At 48.8% G+C, this 24,954-nt stretch carries 23 protein-coding genes; 4 read left to right on the top strand and 19 right to left on the bottom strand.

Annotated features, from left to right (window positions below; genetic code table 11):
- The first annotated feature begins 23 nt into the window (after positions 1–23).
- Positions 24–1,082, top strand: coding sequence for an AAA family ATPase (locus tag QQK89_RS15315; RefSeq protein ID WP_284239444.1), 1,059 nt, complete (start codon positions 24–26; stop codon positions 1,080–1,082).
- A gap of 7 nt (positions 1,083–1,089) precedes the next feature.
- Entirely contained in the window at positions 1,090–2,901 is a 1,812-nt protein-coding gene (locus QQK89_RS15310; RefSeq protein ID WP_284239443.1) for a vWA domain-containing protein, read from the top strand.
- Between the two features lie 462 nt (positions 2,902–3,363).
- Here QQK89_RS15310 and QQK89_RS15305 read toward each other — a convergent pair whose 3' ends face one another.
- Positions 3,364–3,729, bottom strand: coding sequence for a hypothetical protein (locus QQK89_RS15305; RefSeq protein WP_284239442.1), 366 nt, complete (start codon positions 3,727–3,729; stop codon positions 3,364–3,366).
- Positions 3,730–3,760: 31 nt separating this feature from the next.
- Complete coding sequence (locus tag QQK89_RS15300) at positions 3,761–4,213, bottom strand: GNAT family N-acetyltransferase (protein WP_284239441.1); 453 nt, start codon at positions 4,211–4,213, stop codon at positions 3,761–3,763.
- A gap of 129 nt (positions 4,214–4,342) precedes the next feature.
- Between QQK89_RS15300 and QQK89_RS15295 the strand changes: the two genes are divergently transcribed.
- Together QQK89_RS15295 and QQK89_RS15290 are read left to right on the top strand one after the other, a co-directional pair.
- Positions 4,343–4,921 carry a YdeI/OmpD-associated family protein gene (locus QQK89_RS15295; protein WP_284239440.1) on the top strand — a complete coding sequence of 193 codons (579 nt, stop codon included), beginning with the start codon at positions 4,343–4,345 and terminating at the stop codon, positions 4,919–4,921.
- A 34-nt stretch (positions 4,922–4,955) separates the two neighbouring features.
- Positions 4,956–5,750, top strand: a complete 795-nt coding sequence (locus QQK89_RS15290) for a Nif3-like dinuclear metal center hexameric protein (RefSeq protein ID WP_284239439.1) — start codon at positions 4,956–4,958, stop codon at positions 5,748–5,750.
- A 100-nt stretch (positions 5,751–5,850) separates the two neighbouring features.
- On the opposite strand, the gene QQK89_RS15285 is transcribed toward QQK89_RS15290, so the two are convergent.
- The 17 genes from QQK89_RS15285 to QQK89_RS15205 form a co-directional block, all read right to left on the bottom strand.
- Positions 5,851–6,273, bottom strand: a complete 423-nt coding sequence (locus QQK89_RS15285) for a universal stress protein (protein WP_284239438.1) — start codon at positions 6,271–6,273, stop codon at positions 5,851–5,853.
- A gap of 286 nt (positions 6,274–6,559) precedes the next feature.
- The gene (locus QQK89_RS15280; RefSeq protein ID WP_284239437.1) at positions 6,560–8,170 is read right to left on the bottom strand and encodes a DUF3502 domain-containing protein; all 1,611 of its coding nucleotides are present in this window, start codon (positions 8,168–8,170) and stop codon (positions 6,560–6,562) included.
- 72 nt (positions 8,171–8,242) lie between these two features.
- Positions 8,243–9,157 (bottom strand): carbohydrate ABC transporter permease, encoded by a 915-nt coding sequence (locus tag QQK89_RS15275; protein WP_284239436.1) that lies wholly within the window; start codon positions 9,155–9,157, stop codon positions 8,243–8,245.
- A gap of 11 nt (positions 9,158–9,168) precedes the next feature.
- Complete coding sequence (locus QQK89_RS15270; protein ID WP_284239435.1) at positions 9,169–10,134, bottom strand: ABC transporter permease; 966 nt, start codon at positions 10,132–10,134, stop codon at positions 9,169–9,171.
- A 67-nt stretch (positions 10,135–10,201) separates the two neighbouring features.
- Positions 10,202–12,979, bottom strand: coding sequence for a beta-galactosidase (locus QQK89_RS15265; RefSeq protein ID WP_284239434.1), 2,778 nt, complete (start codon positions 12,977–12,979; stop codon positions 10,202–10,204).
- A gap of 263 nt (positions 12,980–13,242) precedes the next feature.
- On the bottom strand, positions 13,243–14,325 hold the full coding sequence (locus tag QQK89_RS15260; RefSeq protein WP_284239433.1) for a LacI family DNA-binding transcriptional regulator: 1,083 nt from the start codon (positions 14,323–14,325) through the stop codon (positions 13,243–13,245).
- A 201-nt stretch (positions 14,326–14,526) separates the two neighbouring features.
- On the bottom strand, positions 14,527–15,363 hold the full coding sequence (gene nadE / locus QQK89_RS15255; RefSeq protein ID WP_284239432.1) for an ammonia-dependent NAD(+) synthetase: 837 nt from the start codon (positions 15,361–15,363) through the stop codon (positions 14,527–14,529).
- A gap of 28 nt (positions 15,364–15,391) precedes the next feature.
- Positions 15,392–16,018 (bottom strand): nicotinate-nucleotide adenylyltransferase, encoded by a 627-nt coding sequence (gene nadD, locus QQK89_RS15250; RefSeq protein ID WP_284239431.1) that lies wholly within the window; start codon positions 16,016–16,018, stop codon positions 15,392–15,394.
- Positions 16,015–17,508, bottom strand: a complete 1,494-nt coding sequence (locus QQK89_RS15245) for a nicotinate phosphoribosyltransferase (RefSeq protein ID WP_284239430.1) — start codon at positions 17,506–17,508, stop codon at positions 16,015–16,017. The genes nadD and QQK89_RS15245 overlap by 4 nt, the downstream gene beginning before the upstream one ends.
- Positions 17,509–17,528: 20 nt before the next feature.
- Complete coding sequence (locus tag QQK89_RS15240) at positions 17,529–18,374, bottom strand: hypothetical protein (RefSeq protein WP_284239429.1); 846 nt, start codon at positions 18,372–18,374, stop codon at positions 17,529–17,531.
- 163 nt (positions 18,375–18,537) lie between these two features.
- Entirely contained in the window at positions 18,538–19,329 is a 792-nt protein-coding gene (locus QQK89_RS15235; RefSeq protein WP_284239428.1) for an NUDIX domain-containing protein, read from the bottom strand.
- 104 nt (positions 19,330–19,433) lie between these two features.
- Positions 19,434–20,582 carry a GerAB/ArcD/ProY family transporter gene (locus tag QQK89_RS15230; RefSeq protein ID WP_284239427.1) on the bottom strand — a complete coding sequence of 383 codons (1,149 nt, stop codon included), beginning with the start codon at positions 20,580–20,582 and terminating at the stop codon, positions 19,434–19,436.
- A gap of 27 nt (positions 20,583–20,609) precedes the next feature.
- Positions 20,610–20,822, bottom strand: a complete 213-nt coding sequence (locus tag QQK89_RS15225) for a hypothetical protein (protein ID WP_284239426.1) — start codon at positions 20,820–20,822, stop codon at positions 20,610–20,612.
- A gap of 18 nt (positions 20,823–20,840) precedes the next feature.
- On the bottom strand, positions 20,841–22,022 hold the full coding sequence (locus QQK89_RS15220; protein WP_284239425.1) for a Ger(x)C family spore germination protein: 1,182 nt from the start codon (positions 22,020–22,022) through the stop codon (positions 20,841–20,843).
- A 15-nt stretch (positions 22,023–22,037) separates the two neighbouring features.
- On the bottom strand, positions 22,038–23,588 hold the full coding sequence (locus QQK89_RS15215) for a spore germination protein (protein WP_284239424.1): 1,551 nt from the start codon (positions 23,586–23,588) through the stop codon (positions 22,038–22,040).
- Between the two features lie 150 nt (positions 23,589–23,738).
- Positions 23,739–24,389: a hypothetical protein gene (locus QQK89_RS15210; RefSeq protein WP_284239422.1), complete on the bottom strand. Its 651-nt coding sequence runs from the start codon at positions 24,387–24,389 to the stop codon at positions 23,739–23,741.
- A 135-nt stretch (positions 24,390–24,524) separates the two neighbouring features.
- Positions 24,525–24,899, bottom strand: coding sequence for a VOC family protein (locus QQK89_RS15205; protein ID WP_284239421.1), 375 nt, complete (start codon positions 24,897–24,899; stop codon positions 24,525–24,527).
- Positions 24,900–24,954 lie beyond the last annotated feature (55 nt).

The following is a 24,954-nucleotide window of genomic DNA, read 5'->3' as shown; positions in this document are numbered from 1 at the left end:
AGGCAAGGAGTACTAAACGATCTATGAATATTGCCACACCCGTAACTGCCACGCAGCTAATGGATATTTTGCTTAACGTTTCCGTGATCCGTCCCGTCTTCATCTGGGGAGCACCGGGAATCGGGAAATCCTCGCTAGTTGAAAGATTCGCGAAGCAAGTTGGCCTCCCTTGCGTCTCTCTTTTAGGTTCCCAGCTGGCACCCGAAGATATTATTGGCGTCCCTCAGATCCGAGATGGCAAAAGCCAATTTTGTCCGCCGGCCATGATCGCACGCGATGAACCTTACTGCCTTTTTCTCGATGAACTTAACGCCTGTTCGCAGGAAGTACAAAAAGCGTTCTACAGTCTGATTCATGAACGCCGGATCGGAAACTACCATTTACCTGAAGGGTCCATTGTCATTGGTGCCGGGAACCGCGCTCAAGACAGCGCCATCGTCAAACCGATGAGCTCCGCCCTTATTAACCGGATGTTCCATGTCCAATTAAATGTCTCATTCAAAGATTGGATCGGTTGGGCTTACGAAGCTTCCCTTCACCCTGTTGTTATTGAGTACTTAGAGACTAGACCCGATCATCTGTGGAGTCCTCCGCCAAAAAGCGAAGAAACCTTCTCGACGCCACGCTCCTGGCACATGCTCTCGGATGCACTAAGCGAATTCGGAGAGACGATCTCGACAGATATTGTCGGCATTCTGGCTAACGGTGCGCTTACCCCGACCCATGCCGTGCAGTTTAAAGCCTTCTACAAAAATTTGAGCAGCAAATATCAGCTGAATCAGATTATTGAAGGAAAAGTAGGATTCCCGGACGCTCCGGAAGATCGCGATGTTCTTTATTTCCTTGCCCAAGCCTTCCGTTCTCAAATCGTGAAGGAGCTGCCCGCAAGCAAAGATCAAATCCGTGATCCCCACCGGCAGTTCGCGCATAACGCTAAAAGGTTGATTAAGGATCTAAGCATGATCTCCTTCGAAATCGCCCAAATGGTTGTTGCCAAACATGAGCAGGAAGACAACATTCCGGATTGGCTTATGGTTGAGATTGTGCGCGATTTGCCTAGACTAGCTGTGAAAGACCGGTGATAAAAGGATGTCACGTAAAACCAAACCTGAAGATCCGGCAACAAAAAATGCGCATGCGGCCATTGCATTCATATCGAATCATCCCATATTTTCGCCATTAGCAGCGCGTGCCCATATCAGCCGGCAAGAAGACAATCCTTATCCTCCGAATGGATGGGCTATCGTCACTCACAACGGAAGGATCTATCTCCATCCCAAGAGACGGGGCGAAACCTCCGAATGGATCTATGTACTCGCTCATTGTCTTCTGCATCTCGGCCTTGGCCATTTCAAGGTGAAACAGCAGGAGCGGCAGCATTATTGGAATGCGGCCTGCGATGTATACGTGGCGCGTTTCCTGCATGATCTGAAGATCGGAACTCCGCCGGCCGATATGGAAACCCGGTTCGAACTTCCGGTCAAGGATGAGCAGCAGCTATATACCTATTTACTGGAACGCGGACTTCCTCCATCGCTGAACTTTGCTGGCACGGCCGGGCCTTCCGCAAGCGACATGGATTATACCGAGAAAAAAACTTCTTTTTATTATTACGATAAGGATCCGGATTGGGAGGCTTATTTGGCCAAAGGTCTCGCAAATGCGGTTACCAAGGCGGTTAGCGTTGCGGGCGGTCATCTGGACTCGATTACCTCCGAATCTGCTTCGCTTACCGCTGCGGTTAGAGCGAAACGATGGTTTATTGATCATTATCCACTGCTTGGAGCGCTTGCTGCGGGCTTTAAAATTGTGGAAGACGCGCAAATTTGCCAACGACTCGATATTTCTATTGCAGCCATTAATATCCTTGATCGAATCATCTACATGAATCCCGCAGCTGGCTTAACCGATGACGAGACATTGTTTGTCATGGCGCATGAGCTGTTGCATGCCGGACTCCAGCATCATGAACGATGCATGGGGCGCGACCATTACTTGTGGAATATCGCTTGTGATTATGTCATTAATCTTTGGCTTGTGGAGATGAAGATTGGAGAATATCCTCGTGTAGGTCTCATGCTGGACCCCGAATTAAGAGGTCTTAACGCCGAATCCATCTACGACAGGATGGTCGCGGATATTCGGGTCTACCGCAAATTAGCGACTCTCCGGGGGAATGGATTAGGGGATATATTAGACCAAGGTTCATCTGGTTTGCGGGATAATCGCGAGGGACAAAGCCTGGATGATTTCTGCCGGAATGCCATGCAGCAAGGCTTGATTTATCATGAAGAGCAAAGCCGCGGTTATCTTCCATCCGGACTGGTTGAAGAGATCCGCGCATTGGGCCAGCCTCCGATCAAATGGGATGTTGAGCTAGCCCGCTGGTTCGATCAATATTTTACTCCGCTTGAGAAGAAACGGACTTATTCCCGCGTCTCCAGACGCCAGTCTTCTACCCCGGATATTCCAAGGCCGCAATGGGTGGACTCTGGAAGCGCCGAGGACGGGCGGACGTTTGGCGTTATTCTTGATACTTCGGGTTCCATGGACAAGAAGCTGCTCGCCAAATGTCTGGGTGCCATTGCCAGTTATGCCGCAGCCCGCGACGTGCCGTTGGCGCGCATTATTTTTTGCGATGCCGCACCGTATGATGCCGGCTATATGTCCCCCGATCTCATCAGCGATCGAGTCCAAGTGAAAGGACGCGGCGGCACCATTCTGCAGCCGGCCATTGATCTGCTGGAGCATGCGGAGGACTTCCCGAAGAATGGTCCAATACTCATCATTACCGATGGCGAGTGCGACCGGCTTCGCATCAAACGGGATCATGCTTATCTTCTGCCCAAAGGCAAACATTTGCCGTTTTATCCGAAAGGCCCCGTCTTTCGGATTGATTAATAAAAAAAGGTTAAACCGCCGGCGGTTTAACCTTTTTTCAAATGGCTGATCGCTGTATCTGCGAACAAATAGGAAGTAGCAATTCCTAAGGGACTTGCGAAAAACCATCCATCTAAATTTGCTTCCGTTAATGGCGTAAATCCATACTTCAGCAAATATTTAGTGAGACTAATAAAAACAAAAATCCCCATGCATCTAATTAAGCTTTTACGAATCACTTGCCAGCTGTATTTTCTTAGTTGAACAAAACGTACAACAACGAAATAAAGTCCGGAAATAAGGAGGACATAGATGTATATAATGACGAAATCAACTTCAAAAGCATATTTTAAGTCGTTCAATAAAAAGAAAAAGACCTATAGGATAATCCATATAATATGAATGCCGCATAGAATTGCGGTCATTCGTGAAAGCTTGCTCTTCCTCATGTTGTACCCCGTTCATAGATGTATAACTTTCATATTAGAAGCTCCCGCTGCTCTGGGCAACAGCAATCCATTTCCACTTTTTTACTGAATCTTGCAGCCCCATAAAAGCAATTTCTAGAGCTGGCTCAGCGAGCACTTGAACATAATGTCCGGAATCATAAGTGACTCCAAGCTGTACGGTGCCATTTTGCGACGAACCGTTTATAGATACGCTCACAATATCTATTTTCCGAACACCGTGGTTCACGAGACCAACAACATATTCCGGTGGACTACCATCAGAAGGCTGAAAAGCGGATAACCCATCGCTGAATAATGGATCGGTCTGCTGATACCAGATTCCCGCCGCTGTCGCGGCCCCGATAACAATAATAAGGCAAGTGTACACAATCACTGCCATTAATCGTTTAGCCGGTTACAAATTAACCCTCCTAACCTTCAGGTGCTGGCTTTGCGATGAACCCGGTCTTCACTCCCCTGACAAAACCAGCTTGCTCGTAAAAGGTCAACGTTCCGTCTTCCTTCGATCCCGTTAGCAGCATAACTTTATAACAATGATGCTCCCAAGCAATCTCGAGTGCTTTCTGCAACACCTCAGTCCCGTGGCCTTGCCTGCGAAAATCAGGGTGAGTAACTACATTTTCGATCAGACCGTATGGCCTGGCTCCCCTCGTTAAGTTCGGAATCAGAATCAGGACGCAAGCGGCCGCGATCCGCCCATTAACATCCGCAACCAGATAATACATGTTCGAATCCTGCTGAATTTGTTGCCATATATCCTGTACATCCCCAGCCTGCAGTCGAGGGTCATCCGCATTTAAATAATGATAGAGGTCGAGCAGCTCTTGCAGCTCTTCTTGCCGGATCGTTCTCACATGGCTCATTATTAACAACTCCCGTGTTCATACTCGTAACCCCATTTTATAGGAAAAGGTTGTGAACACAAGACTTATACGGGCTGCTTGCCAGTGATATAATATTGGAAAGATGCGGTAAAAAAGGAGAGTGTAATTATGAGTACAGCAGATCTGCCTATTCTGTATTTCGCGGATCAGCCCGAATTCGAAAAGTGGCTTGCCGATCATTACGATCAATCGGCTGGCATATGGCTGCAGATTTCCAAAAAGGATGCTTCCCGCCCCTCCGTTACCTATCACGAGGCATTGGATGTTGCCTTATGCTATGGCTGGATCGACAGCCACAAAAAGAAACATGACGACGAAAGCTGGATCCAGCGGTTTTCGCCTAGAGGGCCCAAGAGCATCTGGTCCCAGATTAATAAAGATAAAACCGAAGCTTTAATCGCTGCCGGCCGAATGCAGACATGCGGCCTTAAAGCTATTGAAATTGCGAAGCAAAACGGCCAATGGGACAAGGCTTACGAGTCACAGTCCAACGCCACCGTTCCTGAAGATTTTGCTATGGAGCTAGCGCGAAATGAGAAAGCACGGCTGTTTTTCGAAACGTTGAACAAGCAGAACCGGTATGCCATTTTGTTCCGCATTCAGAATGTTAAAAAGCAGGAAACCCGAGTGAAAAAAATCCGGCAGTTTATGGATATGCTCGAAAAGGGCGAAAAAATATACCCCTAACAACTTAACTGCATGAAAGGCAGGGAACTTGTAAATGCCATTAACGATACAGCACATTATTGACGAATTATGCGGGACGGTTCCGCCAATTGCGAACACCGTGGATATACTGATGGCCGGTCAGCCGGATGTTGAAGTACGGGGGATTGCCGTCTCTTTCATGCCGACGTACGAAGTGGTTGAGCAGGCTATTGCATCGGGAGCCAATCTCCTCATTACGCATGAGCCGCTTTCTTACAGCCATCGTCATGAACCCGCTTTAGTCGAGGACGATCCAGTTTTTCGTAAAAAACAGCAGTTGATCGAAGACAGCGGCATCGCGATTTTCCGTTACCATGATTATTGTCATCGCAAACAACCGGACATCATTATGACGGGTCTGCTTGCAGCGCTGAATTGGGAATCCAACTTAGCGGAAATGCTGCCGATTGCCGCAATCGTTGAACTTCCGTCCATGAACGTAACTGAAATTGCTGCCTATGTGAAGCAACAGCTTGGTATGCCTTTTCTTCGCCTGACCGGCAATCCCGCTGCTCTATGCAAACGTGTCGGCATTCTGGTCGGCTACCGGGGAGGCGCTTCAACAGCGATTCCGTTTATGCGGGAACACGCTCTTGATCTACTGGTCGTTGGCGAAGGCCCCGAGTGGGAAACGCCGGAGTACATCCGGGATGCAGCTTTCCAAGGCCAAGCAAAAGCACTGCTCACCCTCGGCCACGCGGAAAGCGAAGAGCCCGGCATGCGTGCCTTAAGCGAAGAACTAAAGCAGCTGCACTCAGAGCTGCCCGTTGAATTTATCCCGATTCAACCTATTTTCCAGATTTTGTGACCAGCAGAGATACACATCGTTAAGCCCTATATTTTCGCGCGGTTCCAGCCAATCAACAACGCAAAAAAGGCTGCCCGATGGCAGCCTCTCCTAAACCGATTTATTTCACAAGCAGAACCGGGCAATGGGCATGTTGAGCTACCCCATGGCTGACGCTTCCGATCAGAATTTCAGATACAAGTCCAATTCCGCGGCTGCCCATGACGATCAGATCACAATTCCGCTCTTTGGCCGTCCGGCAAATCAGCGTGGAAGGATCGCCGTCCGCTCTGAGCAGATTATAAGCGACGCCGGAATCTCTCAGTTTGTGCACTGCGGCGGAGAGCACCTCGTTCTCTTCTTCCTCCAGCATTTCACCTACATCAACATACACAAAGGCCTCGTTCATCGGCACACGTCCAGTTACATGGAGAACGGACAACGAGATCGGTTGATTAATGGCTTTTGCCAAGCCAATCGCATGATCTATCGCTTTACTCGCCTGCTGAGAACCGTCCACGGGAATCAAAATGTGATTATACATAAAGAAGCCTCCTTCAAATGTAATACCTAACTTTGTCATACCCACTTTGCGATGGATTCAAACCTTGTGTATCTATATTTAGCTTACTCCTCCCAATCATTAACGTCAACGTAAACGTTAGCAAACTTATTTTTCTTTACAACTAAACCTATAAACGTTATTCTATTCATGGTATTGTTTCCATATTTTAGGTTGTAATAAATTCAACTAGCCTAGCCCATACAATTAACTCATAACAAAAAACCGGGACCAGACGCTATGCGCCCAATCCCGGCTTCCTTCTTGCTTATTGACCGGATTCCATTTTTGTTTTAAAGGCATCCATTTGTTTTTGAAGCTCAGCGAGTACTTTGTCGTAGCCAGCTGTTTTCAGCTTGCTGCGGAACTCATCAACCGCTTTGACAGGGTCGCCTGCTTTACCGTAAGCGATAGCCGGGCCCATCTCGCCAGTTACTTGCGTAATCGCCGTCAACTCGGCTTCAACCGGTGTTTTATCGAATACGAATTGACCGTATGGATATGGTTTTTTGATTTTGTCGTATTCCGCATACAGCGTGGATTCGAGTTGATCCCATACCGTTACGCTTGGAATTTCCAATTTGTCATTGCGGCCGCCCCAGAAGTCAGCGTAGAAGTCGTCTTTAGTTGCGTCGTAGCCAGCTGGTTGTTGGCGTTTGCCATCAACGATTTCATATTGCGTGCCTTCGATACCGTAGTTGATCAAATCGTACACTTGCTTGTCGTTACGGATCAGATCATAAGCCATCAGAGCACGCTCAGGGTTTTTGCTGTGTGCGCCAACGGATGTGCCGCCGTGAGTGATCGACAGTTCAAGCAAGTTGTTGCCGCCTTGACGGGCAAACGGGAACATTTGAAGATCGGAACCCGGTTGGTCTTTATCCATTTGAACGCGAAGCGTACCAAACGTTTGCGTATGATGCTGGTCCATGCCAGTCAGGCCGGCACGCAAGGAAGCACGGGTATCGTTTTTGTTGTTCAATACGTCTTCGCGCCAGAAGCCTTTGTCTGCCCATTCTTTCATCATAGTTGCGTATTTCACCATCGTATCTTCGAACACAGGGCTGTTAACCGTGTATTTCTCATCGAACGATTTCGAAGTGAATACAGGCAGGTAACCTGTCGAGATCGGAAGCTCAAGGTTATCCGTGTAAGAAGTATCAAAGCCGCCGAAAGTACTTACGCCAGATACAGCGTCCCAAGGAATAACGTCAGGCTTGTTGTCTTTGACGTATTGCAGGTATTTGCCAATGCCGTCCCAGTCTTTGATTGGCTCCGTAATGCCTGCTTCTTTGGCCCAGTCGCCGCGATAGAAGAAGCCGTGGTTAACCCATTGCGTATAATCATTTTCAGGGATAAGGACGATTTTACCGTTGTATTTGCTTTGTGCCCAATCCTCTTCAGGGATGGAGTTAAAGGTTTGCGGTGCATATTTAGGAAGCAGATCGTCGATGTTCATGAAGGCGCCGCGTTGCGCATTGCCCCAAGTATCAAGCCAGTCCGTGCCGATTGTAATCAGGTCGATTGGTTCGCCGGATGCAAGCGCAAGGTTGTATTTGGTTTGCCAGTCCGTCCATTCGATCCATTGCCAGTCCAACTCGGCATTGATTTTTTCTTTCATGATTTTGTTGACTTCTGCCATAACCTTCTCGAACTGCCCGTTAGTAGGTTTGTTGCCCAATACGAGGTAAGTAATCTTCACGAACTTGGAAGTATCGATTGCCGAATCGCCGCCAGTGTTCGCCGATGCTTCAGTGCCTGCATTGCTTGGTTTAGCGGTGTCTGCTGGTTTGTTGTCTTTGTTGTTATTACCGGAGCAGGCTGCCAAGCTGGAAGCCATCAAAATAGACAGCAAGATTGCGGAACTTTTCTTAAACATGCACGTCTCCCCTTTGTTTACGATATTGGGCTATGCCCGTTATGTGAAGAGGCCTATGCGGCCTTCGGCACATCAACCTTTAACTGCGCCTACCGTAATACCTTTAATGAAGTAACGTTGTACAAACGGATAGAACATGATAACAGGTCCGGTTGCCACAACGGCGGTTGCCATTTTCATGGACTCCAGCGGCACATCCCGAAGCGAGACGTTGGAAGCTGCGGCGGAGTTACGGACAAAGTCAGCGCTTGTAACAACGTTATAGAGGAACAGCTGAAGCGGACGGTATTCCATATTTGTTGATAGGAACAGCATGGAGTTATACCATTCATTCCAGTAACCCAGCGCGATAAACAATCCAATGGTTGCAAGTGCCGGCGTTGTCATCGGTAGAATCAGCCGGATGAAAATCGTAAAGTCCCCTGCTCCGTCGATTTTGGCCGATTCGGTAATGGCGTGCGGGATCGACCTTACGAAGCTCTTCATCATAATGATTAGAAACGGACTAAGAAGTCCTGGCAGCAACACGGCCAAATAATTGTCCTTCAGGCTCAAATATTGCGTCACGAGCAAGTAGAACGGAACAAGACCGCCAGAGAACAAAGTCGTGAAGTAAATGAAGAACGAGATTCCGTTCCGGTAACCAAAGTCCGGACGCTGCAGCGCGTAACCGGTCATTGCGACTAGGAATAGTCCAATCGCCGTGCCTACTACCGTAAGAGCGATGGTTACGATATAAGAACCTACGATGATATCGGGATTCTCAAATACGATTTTGTAAGCAAAGGTACTGAATTCCTTCGGCCAGAAGTTAAAGCCGAATTTCTTGATAGCCGACTCTGTTGTAAACGATGTACCCAAGATGAGCAGGAAAGGCAGCAAACAGCAAAGCGCAAAGATTGAAATCACTACATACCCAAACGTTCTGACAATGACCTCGCTCGCATCTGTCCGAATGCTTCTGGATTCTGCAATATTTTCTTCCATGACAGCACCCCCTAGAATAACGAGTTTTCCGGCGACGCCTTCTTAACAAGCCAGTTGGCTGTTATAACGATTACGAAGCCGAACAATGATTGATACAAGCTAACCGCACTACCGATCGAGAAGTTGAAGTTCGTCATAAGAGCACGGAATACATAAGTTTCGATAATATCCGTCGACGAGTACAAGGCCGTATTGTTTGCTCCGACCAAGTTGTAGAACAAACCGAAGTTGCCTTTCATAATGCCGCCAAGCGAGAACAGCAACAAAATAATGAATGTTGGCTTAAGCCAAGGAATAACGATGTAGATAATCCGTTGGAAAGCGTTTGCACCATCAATTTCGGAAGCCTCGATGATCTCGTTATCAAGACCCATAATAGCTGCGAAGTAGACGATAGAGCCGTATCCCGTCGACTGCCATAGGAACGTGATTACGATAATGAACGGCCATACGTGAGGATTCGAGTAGACCTTAACCGGATCCATGCCGATCGATGTAAGCAAATGGTTTAACAGACCGTAATCATAGCTGAGAATGTTGTAAGCAATTAGACCAATCAGTACGGCCGAGATAAAGTGCGGAAGGAATAATAAGGTTTGAGCTACTTTCTTAAACCATTTGCGCCGAAGCTCGTTAAGCAGGATAGCTACGAATATTTGCAGCACATTCCCCAGCAAAATAAAGGCCAGGTTATAAACGACCGTATTAAAGGTCAGCCGCCACAAATCTCCGTTTATTACGAGGAACCGGAAGTTATCAAAGGCGACAAACGGGCTTTTGAATATTCCGTCGGCGTAGTTGTACTGGATAAATGCCAGATACAAGCCAGGCATCGGCAGATAAGCAAATACGATGAAGAACGCAATTGCCGGCAAACACATCAGAAGTAGCGTTTTGTTATTCCAGAAACGTCTTAATCGCCCGTCTCTTGCCGTTCGCGTCTTGCTCTGAACAGCTGTCTGTAACACCTTTTCCATATATGAAACCTCCTTACCGCATGAAGACGAATCTTCCGCCTTACATGCAGTGATGATTCTTACTACCTTAAATCGGTTGAAGGGTGATAGCATCAAGCTTGCACGGACCGGCTTGATCAACGGCCTCCAGAAGAATGGCAAGCCCGCCTTCGCTGTTCTTAAACCAAACGCCAGGCAAATAAACAGATTGATCGTTTCCGCCGGTAAGGACCGGCCGTCCTTCTTCACAAGGCGTCCAGATCCGCCCAACGATACGGCCTTCCAGCATTACCGTCAGCTTAAGACCTGTTCCCGAGACCCATGCGCGCCAACCCTTGCCGTTGTTTGAAGGAGGAACGCTGCCATATAGCCATGCCATCTCGCCCGGCTTCAGTTGTACCGGCAATTCCGCATCCAGCGACTGGGCTTGTTCTGCTTCGGCATGTGCACCCAGCCCCGGCTCTTCAGCCCCGCTGATCACCCAATCCACTGCTTTCACGCCTTCGTACATAACCGCTCTTCTTCCGGCCGGAAGTCCAATGACTCTCTCCAGGAAGATCGCAAGTTCGGCTGGCTGTCCGGCAACAAGATGCGCCGATAAATCCAGATAAGGATCAAACGGTTGAACATCTCCTGCCCAATTCCCGTCTACGAAAACCTTCGCCATCGATTGCATACCGTCAAAATGAAGGATCCAGCTGTTAGTCCCTTCTCCCGGCGTTATGCTTTTCCGGTAGTATTCAAACGCGGGATGATCTGGTGATAACCAGCCGCCTAGGTTCACAACCGGCCATAACTTTCGGTCCTCTTCTGCTAACAACTCTTGACGAATGTTCCGATCCGCTGCCCGGTATACACTCCAATTGCGGCTTAATTCTTGTTGTCTTGTTACAACCGTCATTCCCGTAAGCCCTTTCAAGGAATGAAGCTTTAAGCCTGGCAACCTAGCGTCATCGAAGTTGGAATGTCCCCAGATTTCCGTGCGGGCCACTAGCTTCCCTAGCTGAGCATTACTCTCTAAAGGAAGGTAACTGCTGCTGCCGCCCGGAACGGTCGTTCCCATATAACGGCCATCCGCGTAGAGAGAGATGACATCGCTGCCATTATGAATCAACACGCCTTGCGCAACGCTTTCTCCTTGCGAAGGAACTGCAGCTTCATACCAGGCATAACCGCGATAAATTTCGCATTGCTCCAGATAAGAGGCTTGTTCTCTTGCCTGCCGGGCACTTGGCAAGGTCAGCGGTTCTGCACCGTTCAAGAAGCTCTGCTTCCAAACGGCCGCTTCATGCCGTTCTTCCTCTGCCGAATCTGCCTCGATTGTACGGAAACTTGCGATACCTTCTTCATCCATTTCATCCATATAAAGCGCTTTAGTCTTATCATGGATTACAATCGTAATTTGAGCGCCCTGATCGTTTACTACTCGGCAAATGGCATCCGCCGTACCGTCAAAGCTAATCGTCAACTGTCCATCCCGAATGTCCGACTGGCAATTCTCCGATTCCACCGCGGTTATTCCTGAACCGCTTAGCTGAATTTGACCGGCGCTTTCCGTATGGAAAGCCAGAACCAGCTTGCCATCAGCTTGCTTGACGTAGTAAAGTTCCGCCGTAGAATGCTCCAGCGTACCCTCCACTCCCCAGCCTGCGAGCGGAACCTGATGGGGAATCGCCACTGAACGTCCACCCCTCAATAGGAAGGAGTCCGATCCGGCAATCGCCAGTTCCTTATCTTCATCGTCGAGGTTCGTCAGGAACAGCAACTGCCCGCCGTTCTTCAGGTCAAGAACGTATGGTCCAGCGACGTTGTTCCAATGACCGGTGCGAACTAGCTTCTCATCCGCCATTCCCGTTGCTTTGGATTCCGCCAACCGGTTGCCGTAAGACTCGATTAACCTGCCGAGCAATCGGCCTTCATAAGCTTCTTCCCGGATATGGCCTTCCGGCGAGATCATTCCGCCAAAATCATAATCCGAAGTCATAAAGGCAAGCGGTTTCCCCCAGTTGTTCGTTGCGTTCGTGAAACCGAAGTCCGTACCCGAAACTTGCAGATAAGGACCAAGCAGCTTGGCGCCGCAGCCTAACAATCGGCGAAGCAGGTAATGCGCGCGGTTCGTCTCGGTCACGAGCAGCGGATAACCAAGCTCCTCCATCAATCCGCCGTAGTGGAGCACTTTCTGCTCAAATTCAGGATCTCGGTCATCCGGATAAAAGTTGCAAGTAGGAGCAACATTCTCCGCGATGCCCGCAGCCTGCAATAGTCCGCCTTGACCCGCACATGCGAAGAGCGGAACCGTGATGCCGTGGCTTAGCGTCAAGTCGCGCAAGGCACCAATGTAACCTTTGGGATCCTTGCAATCGTAGAAGTCCAGCTCATTATCCAGCTGAACCGCGATCACCGTTCCGTCCTCATCCGCTTGATAAGCTTTAAGGATAGGCATAATGCGGTCGAACCAGCTGGCTACCCGAGACAGAAATACCGGATCGTTTTGCCGTATCTCTATCCCTTGTGCTAGCAGATACGCCGGAAGCGCGCCGCCGTCCCACTCGGAGCAAATGTACGGCCCCGGTCTAGCAATGACCCACAGTCCAACCTCTCGTGCTGCGGAGAGAAAGGCTTCAACGTCACGCTCACCGGCGAAGTCCCATTCGCCTTCTCTCAGCTCGTGGTAGTTCCAAGGGAAATAGACGTCGATGCTGTTATACCCGTAGGTTTTCAGCTGCTCCATTCGTTCCTTCCAGAGCAACCTTGGAATCCGGAAATAAAAGAGCGAGGCACTTAGGAGCAGCGTTGGCTCTCCGTGAATGCGCACGGCATTCGAATCAAACTGAACAACCGATCTCGCTTGCGTGTCTAGACTCATGAGACAACCCTCCGAATCTTGGCATATGTATCCCGTTTCATGAAACCCGTTTCATTTTTTGGTAAAAATAAAAACACACATTCGAATCCGAAACAACATTACTGTTAGTATTACGGTAGACTTACGTGCATTTTCAGGTGGTATTTATGATGATAGCCGGTTACATTGAAACGGGTTTCATTTTTGTTCGTACGGTGTTTTGCTTTGACACCTTGATTCTAAATCAGACATGAAAGCGTTGTCAAGAAAGTTTTTTGAAATATTTATCTGAATATTCCATTTGGCCCATTAGGCCTATAGTCCCCCGGTGGAGCCGTTGACTCCCGAATGACCAGCTCCGGTCTGATCTTCATTTTTTTGCTAACTTTGCTTTTGGTAATCATCTTATGCAGCTGATCCGCAGCATATTTCCCTATGTCATAACATTTGAGAGAGACCGTCGTCAGCTCCGGAATACTATTGGAAGCGTACGGCACATCGTCGAATCCGACAAGGGACAAGTCTTGCGGCACGCGAAGACCTGCTTTGTACGCAGCTTTAAGCGCACCAATCGCCACCAAATCGTTGGCGCAAAATAAAGCCGTTGGCCTTTCGGGCAAACTTAACAGATGGTTCATGAACATCTTGCCTTTCTCTACCGAAAAGCCCCCGTTTAGCATCCATTCCTTGCGGATCTTCAGCCCGTTCCGTTCCATCGTTTTCACAAACCCCTGCACCCGCTGAATCGTATTGCCCATACTCATATAGCCGCCGGCAAAACCAATATTGCGGTGCCCGAGGTTAATCAAATGTTGCGTAGCGAGCTCCGCCCCTTCCCGTTCATCCACGCAGACGGAATGGATATTTTGCCCGGGCAAATGCCCGTTAATGAGCAGCACGGGTACGCGTTTGCTGATCTCCACCACTTCGCTGACCATCTCCACGCTTGGCCGAGCCAGATTGATCCGGCCGCCGATCATGACGATGCCGTCTACCTGTTTCTCAATCAGCAAGCTGAGGTATTGCGATTCACGTTCATATTGTTCCTTGGAATCCCCGTTTGTCGATACGGTATCGCATAGAAAGAACGTATACCCCTTGTTCCTAGCCTCCTGCTCAAACCCGGCAAGAACCGACGGGAAGAAAGGATTCGTAATATCCGGCAAAATAATGCCGATCATCCCGGTCTCCTTCTTGGACAAGCTTCGAGCTAATGCATTAGGCTGAAACTGGTACTTGTTAATCAGTTCTACGATGCGATCTCTTGTTGACTTTTTTACGGGGGCCGTGTTGTTTAACACGCGCGATACCGTTGCAACCGATACATTCGCTTCTTTTGCAATATCATACACTGTAACCGGTTTCAAAAGTTCCCACTCCCCAATCCATTAGCTGATCACCAGTAGAATAGCAGATTTTTTCAAAAATAAAAACTATCTCTTACAATTATTTGAATTTAGTATTAATGTCCTATATGTTTAACGTGATTGATCACGACTAACAACACGACAAAAAACCTATCCGGCATCCTGCTGAAATGTCGGATAGGCTCATCTATTTCCAAGTTATTATTCGTCAATCTTCTTCCACCAGCGGTCGAAAACGGTCACCGGCTGCTCCCGCTTATGGATCGTGCGGAGATACCAATTTTCGATCTTTTGGCGGCTGTCATCGCCGACTGGTTTGCCTTCGAGGTAGTCGTCAATATCGTCGTAGGTGACGCCCAAAGCGACTTCATCGGCGAGCTGCGGCTTATCCTCCTCCAGATCGGCGGTAGGTGTTTTCAAGTATAGATGCTCCGGACAACCAAGCTCCTTCAACATCATCCGGCCTTGTCTTTTATTCAATCTGTAGAGCGGAGTCAGGTCGGCCGCGCCGTCGCCGAATTTCGTATAAAAGCCCGTAATCGCTTCAGCCGCATGGTCCGTGCCGATGACAAGTCCATTCTCTTCCGCCGCAATTTCGAACTGCGCAATCATGCGCTCTCTGGCCTTCCGGTTGCCTTTTGTAAAGTCGCTCAATTTCTTGCCGGTGCGGGCTTCGAATTCGGCCGTTCCGGCATCAACCGCAGCTTTAATGTTAATCGTTACGGTGCTGGCCGCGCCGATAAAAGCAATCGCGTCTTGAGCATCTTGCTCGTCCTTCTGATCGCCGTAAGGGAGGCGAACGGGAATGAACCGGTAGTTCTTTTCTCCTGCTTCGTCGTTAAGTTCATCCACCGCCATTTGACAAAGCTTGCCGGCAAGCGTCGAATCCTGCCCCCCCGAAATACCAAGAACCAAGGCGGTTTTTCGTGCAAAAACCATATAATCCTTGACGAAATCAATCGATCTGCGGATCTCTTCCTGCGCGTCAATTTGCGCTTTTACGCCTAATCTCTCGATAATCTGCTGCTGTAGGGTCATCTCGCAACGCCTCCACTATTGTTCTTTATTAAGCCTGGTACAGGCCGTTTTTCTTAATATAGTCATAACACGCATCCGGCAATAAATACTTGGGCTCTCCGCCTCTGCTGAACTCATCCCGAATGTAGGTGGAGCTGATCTCCATCGCAAGTCCTTTGCTCATTAGTTGAAACCGTCCGTCGTCATGATTGCGGAGCAGCGGCGACCGGGCTATGGCTTCCGTCATATCAATTCCATTACGTGCCATTATGATGAACTTATTCTCTTCAATCAATTCCTTCTCATGCGACCATTTCCCATCCGAAATATCGACCAGAAGATCGGCTCCCATAATGAAATACAGCTCATCCTCCGCGTATTTCTCGCGGAAATGCCGCATCGTATGGAACGTATACTGCATGCCGGCAAGTACGTTCAGCTCGTACGGATCCATGACAAATTTCGGGTTATCCGAGATGGCGAGGTTAATCATGTTGACGCGGTGCTCGTCGCCCGTATTCGTCTTCTTGTCATGCCTCATGCTTGAGGACGGAAGAAATATAACGAGATCCAAGCTTTTGCGATGCGCTACCGTTGACGCCGTCCATAAATGGACATTCGTAATCGGGTCAAACGAAGACCCGTAAATACCGATTTTCCGCGTGGCTGCCGTCATGTCTCCTTCTTCACCCCTTCCGCTTTCTCTTTCATGGCTTGAATCAGCTTCATCTTGTTATCCCAGCACCGCTGGCTCAAATCAACCGGGTAAGCTTCCGGATTCTGATTCCGCTTGTATTCGTCCCATAACAGCTCCAAATTCGTCTTGGCATACGCCTGGATTTCATACAATTCCGGCGTTTCGTACAGCAGCTTCCCCTCGGCAAAAATAGGAGTATGAAGCTCCCTAGCCTCATAATTCGTTACGAATTTGCTAATGTACGTGTATACCGGATGGAACATCTTAAGACGGCCTTCCTCCTGCGGCTTCTCTTCTTCCAATGCGATATAATCGCCTTCCGAGCGGTGGTTCACCAGATTAATGATCCGATACAGCTTCTTCATGCCCGGTGTTGTCACTTTCTCGGGATTGCCCGAAATTTTGATCGTATCGACCATATTTCCAGCATCATCTTCTATCGCCACAATTTTATAGACTGCGCCTAAAGCCGGCTGATCATACGCGGTAATGAGCTTCGTGCCAATTCCCCATGCGTCAATGACGGCTCCTTGCGCCTGCAGATTCATAATCGTATATTCGTCCAGATCGTTCGAAGCATAAATCTTCGTCTCGTTAAATCCGGCTTTATTGAGGAGCTTGCGGACTTCCTTCGACAAATACGCCAGATCGCCCGAATCCAGCCGCACGCCTTCGAACAAATGCTTGATGCCAAGTTCCTTCACAACCCGTATGGCGTGATGAATGCCCGATTTGAGCGTATCGTACGTATCGATCAGGAAGACGCATTTCCGGTTCATCTCCTTCTGGCGTCTGGCGTAACGCAGGAATGCTTCGTATTCATCCCGCATCGCCTGCACCATCGCATGGGCATGGGTCCCCGACACCTTCGCGCCAAACCGCTTGCCCGAGCGTACATTCGAAGTCGCGTCGCATCCTCCGATAATAGCCGCCCGCGAACCCCATAAGGCCGCATCGAATTCATGGGCACGGCGGGTGCCGAACTCCAGGAGCGGCGCGTTCCCAACGACATTGCGAATTCTCGAAGCCTTGGTTGCGATCAACGTCTGATAATTCACGATGTTAAGCAGCGCCGTTTCAATAAACTGGGCTTCCGCCAATGTCCCTTCTACGCGGAGGATAGCCTCGTTGCCGAATACTAGCTCCCCTTCGCGCATCGCGGTTATTGTCCCCGTGAATCGGAGTTCCTTAAGAAAGGCCAGATAGTCCTCTTCGTAGCCTAACTCTTCCTGTAGATAGGCCAGATCCGAAGCCGTGAAGCCAAACTCCCGCACGTATTCAATAATCCGCTGGAGACCGGCAAAGATCGCATATCCGCCCCCAAAAGGCAGCTTCCGGAAAAAGAGTTCAAATACCGCGCGACGCCCGCTTATCCCTTCCGCCCAATAAGTCTCCACCATATTGACCTGATACAGATCGGTATGCAAAGCTAATCCGTCGTCCGCGTAGTTATTTCTCGTCTGTTCCATTCCCCGATACCTCCAATAATCTAGAGCATTAATCCTTCCGCTTCCGCAAGCTGAATGCCATACCGTTTGACTAACTCCCTTACCGCATCCTCGGTCACAGTCTCCGAACCGGGGATCGGACTCGAGCAATCCGTTAACAGATGAATACTTTCCGTAAAAGTCCGGTTATTCGCATGATGTTCCAAAATATGCTTCAGCGTATCCAATACGCAATGCGATAACGCCTGCCCGGCGATATATACTTTGCCGTAGTCCAGCATGCCGTCGAGAAATACCCGATTCTCTTCGCTCGCCACGCCATCTTCCCCGTAAAACGCGCCGTACATCTCGCTTAATGGATCTTGGCCTTTCTCCAAAATAACCGGCGTGCTTCGTCTAGCTACCGAATGGAAATAGACAAGATTCATGAACTGGCTCTCGAACTGTACGCCCTTTGTTCCTGCCAGGCAGTGATAGGGCCATATTCGGAGTTCCCGTTTGCCGCCCCGCTGCAGCTCTTGAAGATAGGCCAGGCTTTTGGCCGGCGAGTAAACCGGCGTCCATTCCCCATTCATGACCGCCTCCACCGTAATGACCGTCTCAATAGGTACGGGATGATTGCCGAAGCGGTCTACCCACCAGCATGGATGGAAAATTTGCAGCGGCGTATGCACATCCTGCGTCAACGCGATTTGTGTGATTTTGTGCAAATTTCGATACATAAATTTTCCAAGCCGAATGTTATCCTGCACGGACCCGGGAACGCCAAGCTCTCCGCCTTCCATGAAGCTGTTCTGCTGATCCACCACTAGAAGCAGAATCCGCTCCTCATCCTCGCTTGCGGGAACGAGATGCTCTTTGCCCGCTTCAGCGAGCACTTTGTTCATCCAATGCTGCTAGTACCGCCAATTTCGCCTTCTTGGAACAGATGATCAAACCGAGTAACGAGATTATCGTTCGTTGTTGCCATGGACAACCCTCTCCTTTAATTCTTATTTCATGTTTTATGAAATATTATTCTTAAAAAGAACAGGTATTGTGACAATACCTTTAGAAGTAGATGGACTCCAGCGGTTCTCCCTCTTTGAAACGGTACAAATTAGATGGACGTTTGGAGTTTCTTGATGTTGTTTTTGTCTCGCCGCCATTCTTCGCGAGTTCGATGAACGGAAGCCGCTCGGCACGGTTGCGGAATGTCGAATATTTCGCTACCTTCGGACTGTCCGTCACGGTTAACAGCACGCTTTGCAACTCGCTTAACGTAAATTCCCCCGGCAAGAAGTTGCGGGCTACCGTCGATAACAGCATATCTTTGCGAATCATGTCATACGCATCGGCAATGACTTCGCGGTGGTCAAAGGCAAGGCTCAGCTTCTTGATCTCGTCAATCGTGAACAAGGCCACTTCCTCGGCATCATCCGCCGCCTTGCGCTTCTCGAGGTAATCCTCCGGCACGATGGCGTAATGGGCGTTGGAGATAATCCACCCTCTCTTATCGCGGCCGGGTTTGTCGTATACGCCATAATGCTGAATATGAATCCCTTCTACGCCCGTCTCTTCGGACAACTCGCGTTTCGCTGCTTCATAAGCAATCTCATCGGGATTAATAAACCCGCCGGGCAAAGCCCATTTGCCGCCTTCAATATTCGGATTTCCTTCTTGATCAAGCGTCGCCCGCCGGATCAACAGCAGCTTAAGCGTCCGCTTCGGCGGTTTATTTGGAGCAATCGGCTCGCTAATAATCGTAAATACGGCAATATCGCTTGTATATCCATCCGGGGTCCGGTATTTGTTCGGATCATAATGGGCGAGAACTTCTTCTTCGGAGTTGTAGCGGGCCATTCCAGTCACCTCAATAATATTTCATATTTCATGTTTTATTATTTATAGTGCCATCTTAACATGGCTCAACGCCGGCCACAAGCTTTTTTTGCCAAATTCTTCGCCTAATTTTGTTGCTGTTGTTGCGGTTGTTGTTGCGATTGCGGTTGCTTCGCCTGCCGTTTCGGCTTGATCGCAAACAGCAAAAGCCAGATCAGAAGCGGCAGGACAAGGAAAAACGTCATGTCGAACCAAGGGTAATAAGCCTCCAAAATCCTATTGTAAGTCACAATATTAGGCGTACCTACAACCGTGCAAACAAGCAAGATCATGCCAAGCGGAATCGTCAGCATCTTGCTCTCCTGAAGCCTGAACACCTGTGCAAGGCCGGTAGTAAGGGTGAAGAAATGCAATATCGTTTTAAAAAAGACCGTAATAATCCACAAGAAAGCCATTACGGCTTCGATCCGTTCCAGGAAATGTCCGATCTCAATTTTCTGGGCGAGCACAAAGGTCGGATAATATTTCGTCTCCATCAGACTAGGTCCCAGAACGACGATGCTTAGAAAAACGATAATGAACAAGACAGCACCGCCAATGGCAAACCCCGCCAGGATCGCGCCCGTTAGCTTGCGTTCTCCTTTCACATACGGTACAAGCATAAGCAATACAACCATTTCAACAAAACCGGTACAAAAGGCAGGCATAACCCCGTTAACAATCGGGTGCATACCTTTCGGCATAACCGGCTGCAGATTGGACCACTCCACTTGAGGCAAGAGGAACAATACTAGGAGCAGGAATAGGCCCATAAATACGGGAAACATCAGTTCTCCCATTCTTGCATAAGATTCAATTCCATAGCGGTAAGCGATAATGATCACGGCTAGGAAAAATAAGATAATCGCATTAACCGGCGTCTCCGGCATTACTTGCGTTGTCATGAACTGGCTTAGTTCGCTAAGCAGCGTCAGGCTACACATAAACGAGGCAAATAGAAACAGCAGAAAAACAAAACCGCCAAACCATATGCCCAATCTCTGCCGAATAGCCTCATATAGACTTGTCCTGTGAAGCTTATTGGCAATCGCGCTATAAATCCACCCCAATACTAACCCGCACATTAAGGCGAGCAACATGGACAACCAGGCATCTTGTTTCGAGGAGGCAGCCGTAATCGTCGGCATGATCAGAATCGAATCGCCAATCGTTCCTATGATAATTAAAATCATAAATTGTCTGACCGATATTTTACCGTTCATTAACGATGCCATCACTTGCCTCCCCTTTCGTAAGATAGTCTATTTCCCTATCCAGCCGTACATCCATTTGAGCAACATGAAGGGATTCGGGAGATTTATTTGCAGCATTAAAGCGCTATACAAGACGCTCCCGATAAGCAGCAGCGCAAGAAACATAACGAGTTCCTTGATGCGATGACGGTGGATAAGCCCGGGCGCTTCCAGCCAGATTGCGCCTGCAGCTAATGCAACAACTGCAAATATACCAGCCATGCTCCTTATCTCCTTCCGTTATCTGATCGTGCTGTTCTCGATCGTGCCGGTGCGGCGAATAAACACTTCAAGCTTGTATTCCACCTTGACTTGAGGAAAATATTCCTCATTCCAATCGTCTTTCACTTGTTCCCAATAAGCAGGATGCTCTTTCCCAAGCTGGCTGCCGAAGCCAAGAATATCCACCTTCAGCTCTTTCGCTTTTGCTACCGTAGCTTCAATGTTTTTTAGGATATTTTTTTTGGTTTCTTCCTGCAGGCGCTGGATCGTCTGAGGATCGGACAGATCTACGTCCGTACACGTCCTCTCGACCACGTTGCCCTCCGTTCGAATGGAGACTTCCACTTCCGGCTTTCCGTTTGTTACTTTTGTTTTTAATTTCGCGTCCGAGGAAGTAACCTCGACCCCTAGATATCGCTGCTCTCCGCATGGAATAACGATCGAAGTACTATCCAAATTATTCGTAATATCGGTATAGCCTTTACTCTCCTTTTCATTCAGCCAGCCAATCAGCTTGTCATCCTTGAATGCGGCGATACCCGAGTAACGAAACCTGGTTGCAGGCATAAACGTCTCCACGTTTTGCTTCGTTTCCCCAATAGCCCGATTTCCAAGTACGTGTATTCCCGTCAGAGCAAGCTCCGTCCCTTGCGTGGACAACTTGTTAATGGCTTCATCCAGCGTAACGGCAATAGTGGGGGCCCAATTTTTCTCGGAAGTCTGGAGCGACTGCTGCATGCTATAGCTCGGGAGCTTCTCTACTGGCGTATAGAGCTTCAGCACTTCCTCCGCCAAGGCGCCTTTGGCCACGATAATATTGAAATCCATCCGCATTTCATTATCGCGGGCTGCGCTGTCGATTGACTCCTTAATCCCTCTTCGGGCCGCTTCTTCCCCAATGACGTAAATCTGCAAATGCCCTAAATATATTTTGCGCGGCGCTTCAGCCGTTACGGATCTGGCTGCCTCAAACAACGTTCTGCCTTTCCCTTGAAAAGTCGTACTAGGAGGGCGATCCCCTCTTTTTTGCTGGTTGGAAATTTCACTCGGATTAACAACCTGGTACGTAACGACATAGTGATCATCCACCCAATCCACGCCAACGCCAAGCACAATAAGCAGTTCGTTCAACTCCCGTCTGCTCCAGCAGCCGGTTAGCAAAAGAAGACATAACATCGTCACGGTAATTTTGTAGAGCATCTCAATTATGCCTCCCTAACGCTTGCGAATTCTGCTCTCGCCCGCCCCCATCGAGGTATCCGGCCTTTTATACGACAGCCATCTTGGCAGACGGAACAAGGCATCCTCCATGTCTTGTTTCTTGAAAGGCGACAAGGGAGACATATACGGTTCCCCGAAGGAACGCAAGGCGCATAGATGAAGCATAAGAATAAAAAAGCCCATAATGATGCCAAACAGGCCAAAGCTGCCCGCCGCGACCATAAAAGCAAATCTTAAAATACGAACCGGTATAGACATGCTGTATGCCGGCAAAGTGAAGGTTGAAATCGCAGTGATTGAGACGACAATAACCATCGCCGCGGATACGATTCCCGCTTCTACCGCCGCTTGGCCGATAACTAGCGTACCCACAACCGATACGGCCTGACCGATCGCACGCGGCATTCGCAGCCCCGCCTCCCGCAAGATTTCGAACGTAATCTCCATAATGAGCGCTTCGAAAAAAGCCGGGAACGGCACGCCTTCCCGCTGGGCGGCCAGCGAGATGAGAAGCGACGCCGGCAGCATATCGCGGTGAAAGGTGGTTATGGCGATATATAGAGACGGGAACAGAAGCGAGATAAAGACGGTTCCGAACCGCAATATCCTTAATAAGCTCGCATAAAAGGAACGCTGGTAATAATCCTCCGTCGATTGAAAGAAGGTAACCAGCTGCGTTGGCACAATCAGGACGTTAGGCGTTCCCTCTACCAGAATGGCTACCTTTCCTTCGAGCAGCTGTCCTGCCGCATTATCCGGCAATTCGGTATTGTATACCGTCGGGAACAATGACCATTTACCGTCTTCGATCTGCTCCTCGATGTACCCGCTGTCCAGAATGCTGTCAATATCAATCGTGCTTAATCTGGAGCGAACCATTTGAAGAACGGAAGGCTTCACGACTCCGTTCAAATACATAAGGGTAACGCAGGTTTTTGTGACTTTTCCTATAGTGACGGTTTCCGTCCACAGCCTCGGGTCCTTGATCTTCCGTCTAATCAAAGAGGTATTGGTGCGAAGCGTCTCCGTAAAGCTTTCCCTTGGACCTCTGATGGAGGTCTGGTTGGTTGATTCCGTGACATCGCGGCCCTTCCATTCCCGGATATCCGCGCAATAGGCGTGCTGATGACCGGCGAGCAGGATAATGGCCTGACCGGACAACAGCTCTGTATATAAAGACGCCATCTCGTTTACGGTACTGATGGCGCCCATGCCGTTCAACAGTTTTTTTGCAAGAACCGCCGCATCGACGGAAGATGGGTTGTCCGCATGATGATTAGATAAGGAATAGTCCAATACGTCAAAAATATATTGATTAATCATCGTCGCGTTCGACAAGCCGTCGATATACACCACCGCCGCGGACGCGGCTCTCATGCCTTCATAACGGATCTCGCGCATGATTAGATCGTCGCTTCCGCCCAGATCGCGCTTCAACCGCAGCATGTTAACCTCCACCGCTGCATCAATGGGAATACCGGCGTACTCGGGCAACATGTTGTTGTCATTAGAACTGGAACGATTCGAGAACAATTTCCGATGCATAAGCGAGCGCCCCCCTGGATGAATGTCTATCCTTCCCATTATGACCATTGGCGGAGGGGGGCTAAACTTGGGTAGCGGTAAAACTCGAAACGCAAATAAGACCCTGGCAGGGTCTTAACAGTCTCGGCTATCTCTTTTGTGCAACTAGTTTTAAAAGTAACTACTGCGGACTTCTTTCGTTTGCTGGCGTTCAAGCGCCTTCAAGAGCGCATATCGTTGCAGACCGGCTGACTGCGCAAGTGCGCGGTCGCCATGCCTTTTTGCCTCTTCCATATTGCCTTTTCTAAATGCTGACTCTGCATCCAGCACAATACGGAATATCTGATTTCTCAGCTGCTTCTTGCATTCCTCAAGCCTTTCCCAATCATCCTCCAGCAGAGCCAAGTGTCCCGCATAATACAGCTTCGCTTCTCGCCCTTTAACTTGCTCAATCAGTCTATGAATGGCTGCAAGATTCCGTCTCTCGAATTGAATAGGAATTTGGATCGCCAACCGTTGTTGCTCAGAAGACAGCTTCGGCAGCTTGCGTTCCGCCTCGTCATAACGGCCGTTCACCAGATCAATTAAAAGCTCGTAATAGGGCCTTTTGGCTGAACGGTTTAGAAACTTCTCGATTCCATTTCTATTTCTACAAAAATACGAGTAATAAATCGAAGGTACCATACACACCGCCAAAACAACAAAAAAGAGGATCACGATTACTACCGGCTTAATAGGAAAACGAGACTCTTGCGTTCCATACCAGACTCCTACCGCGATCGAGAGGATAAACAAAATCGCATATCTTACCCACTTACTCATTCTAACTAGATTCCCCCACTATTTCTTGTACAGGCAAAGCCTCATAGTACTATAACAAGAAATAGCACCTTCGTCATGCCTAAAAACAAAAAAGCTCCGATGATCCACGATCATCGGAGCTGAGCATGAGCTATCTTATTTTCTTTCCATAATCGCAAAATAATTATCTTCATCATCAGCGAAGTTGAATACCCGGCCAAATGGCAGCTCTACCAGCTCGCCAACGGTTACATTTTTGTTCTTGAAGTCGTTGTAAAGTTCATCAAGCTTATCGGAGAAAAACATCAACGATGGAGTACCAAGGTTAACGCCTAGCGACATTTTGGCAACTACTTCTTTATCATGCAGGATGATGGATGTCTGAGCGCCTTCCGGAGCAAGTTCAATCCACTTCTGGCCCATGGCTTCTTCCTCTGCCACAACCTTGAAACCCACTTTCTCCGTCCAGAACTCGCGTGCTTTCTCCTGGTCGTTCACGTACAACATAACTTGTCCAAGCTGATTAATCATTGATCATACACTCCTTGAGATTAGAGTCATTGCCAAGCAATATAATAACACAATC

The organism is Paenibacillus glycanilyticus, assembly GCF_030161375.1.
Taxonomy (GTDB): domain Bacteria; phylum Bacillota; class Bacilli; order Paenibacillales; family Paenibacillaceae; genus Pristimantibacillus; species Pristimantibacillus glycanilyticus_B.
The sequence above is the reverse complement of the archived record's forward strand: the minus strand, read 5'-3'. Positions and strand labels throughout refer to the sequence as shown.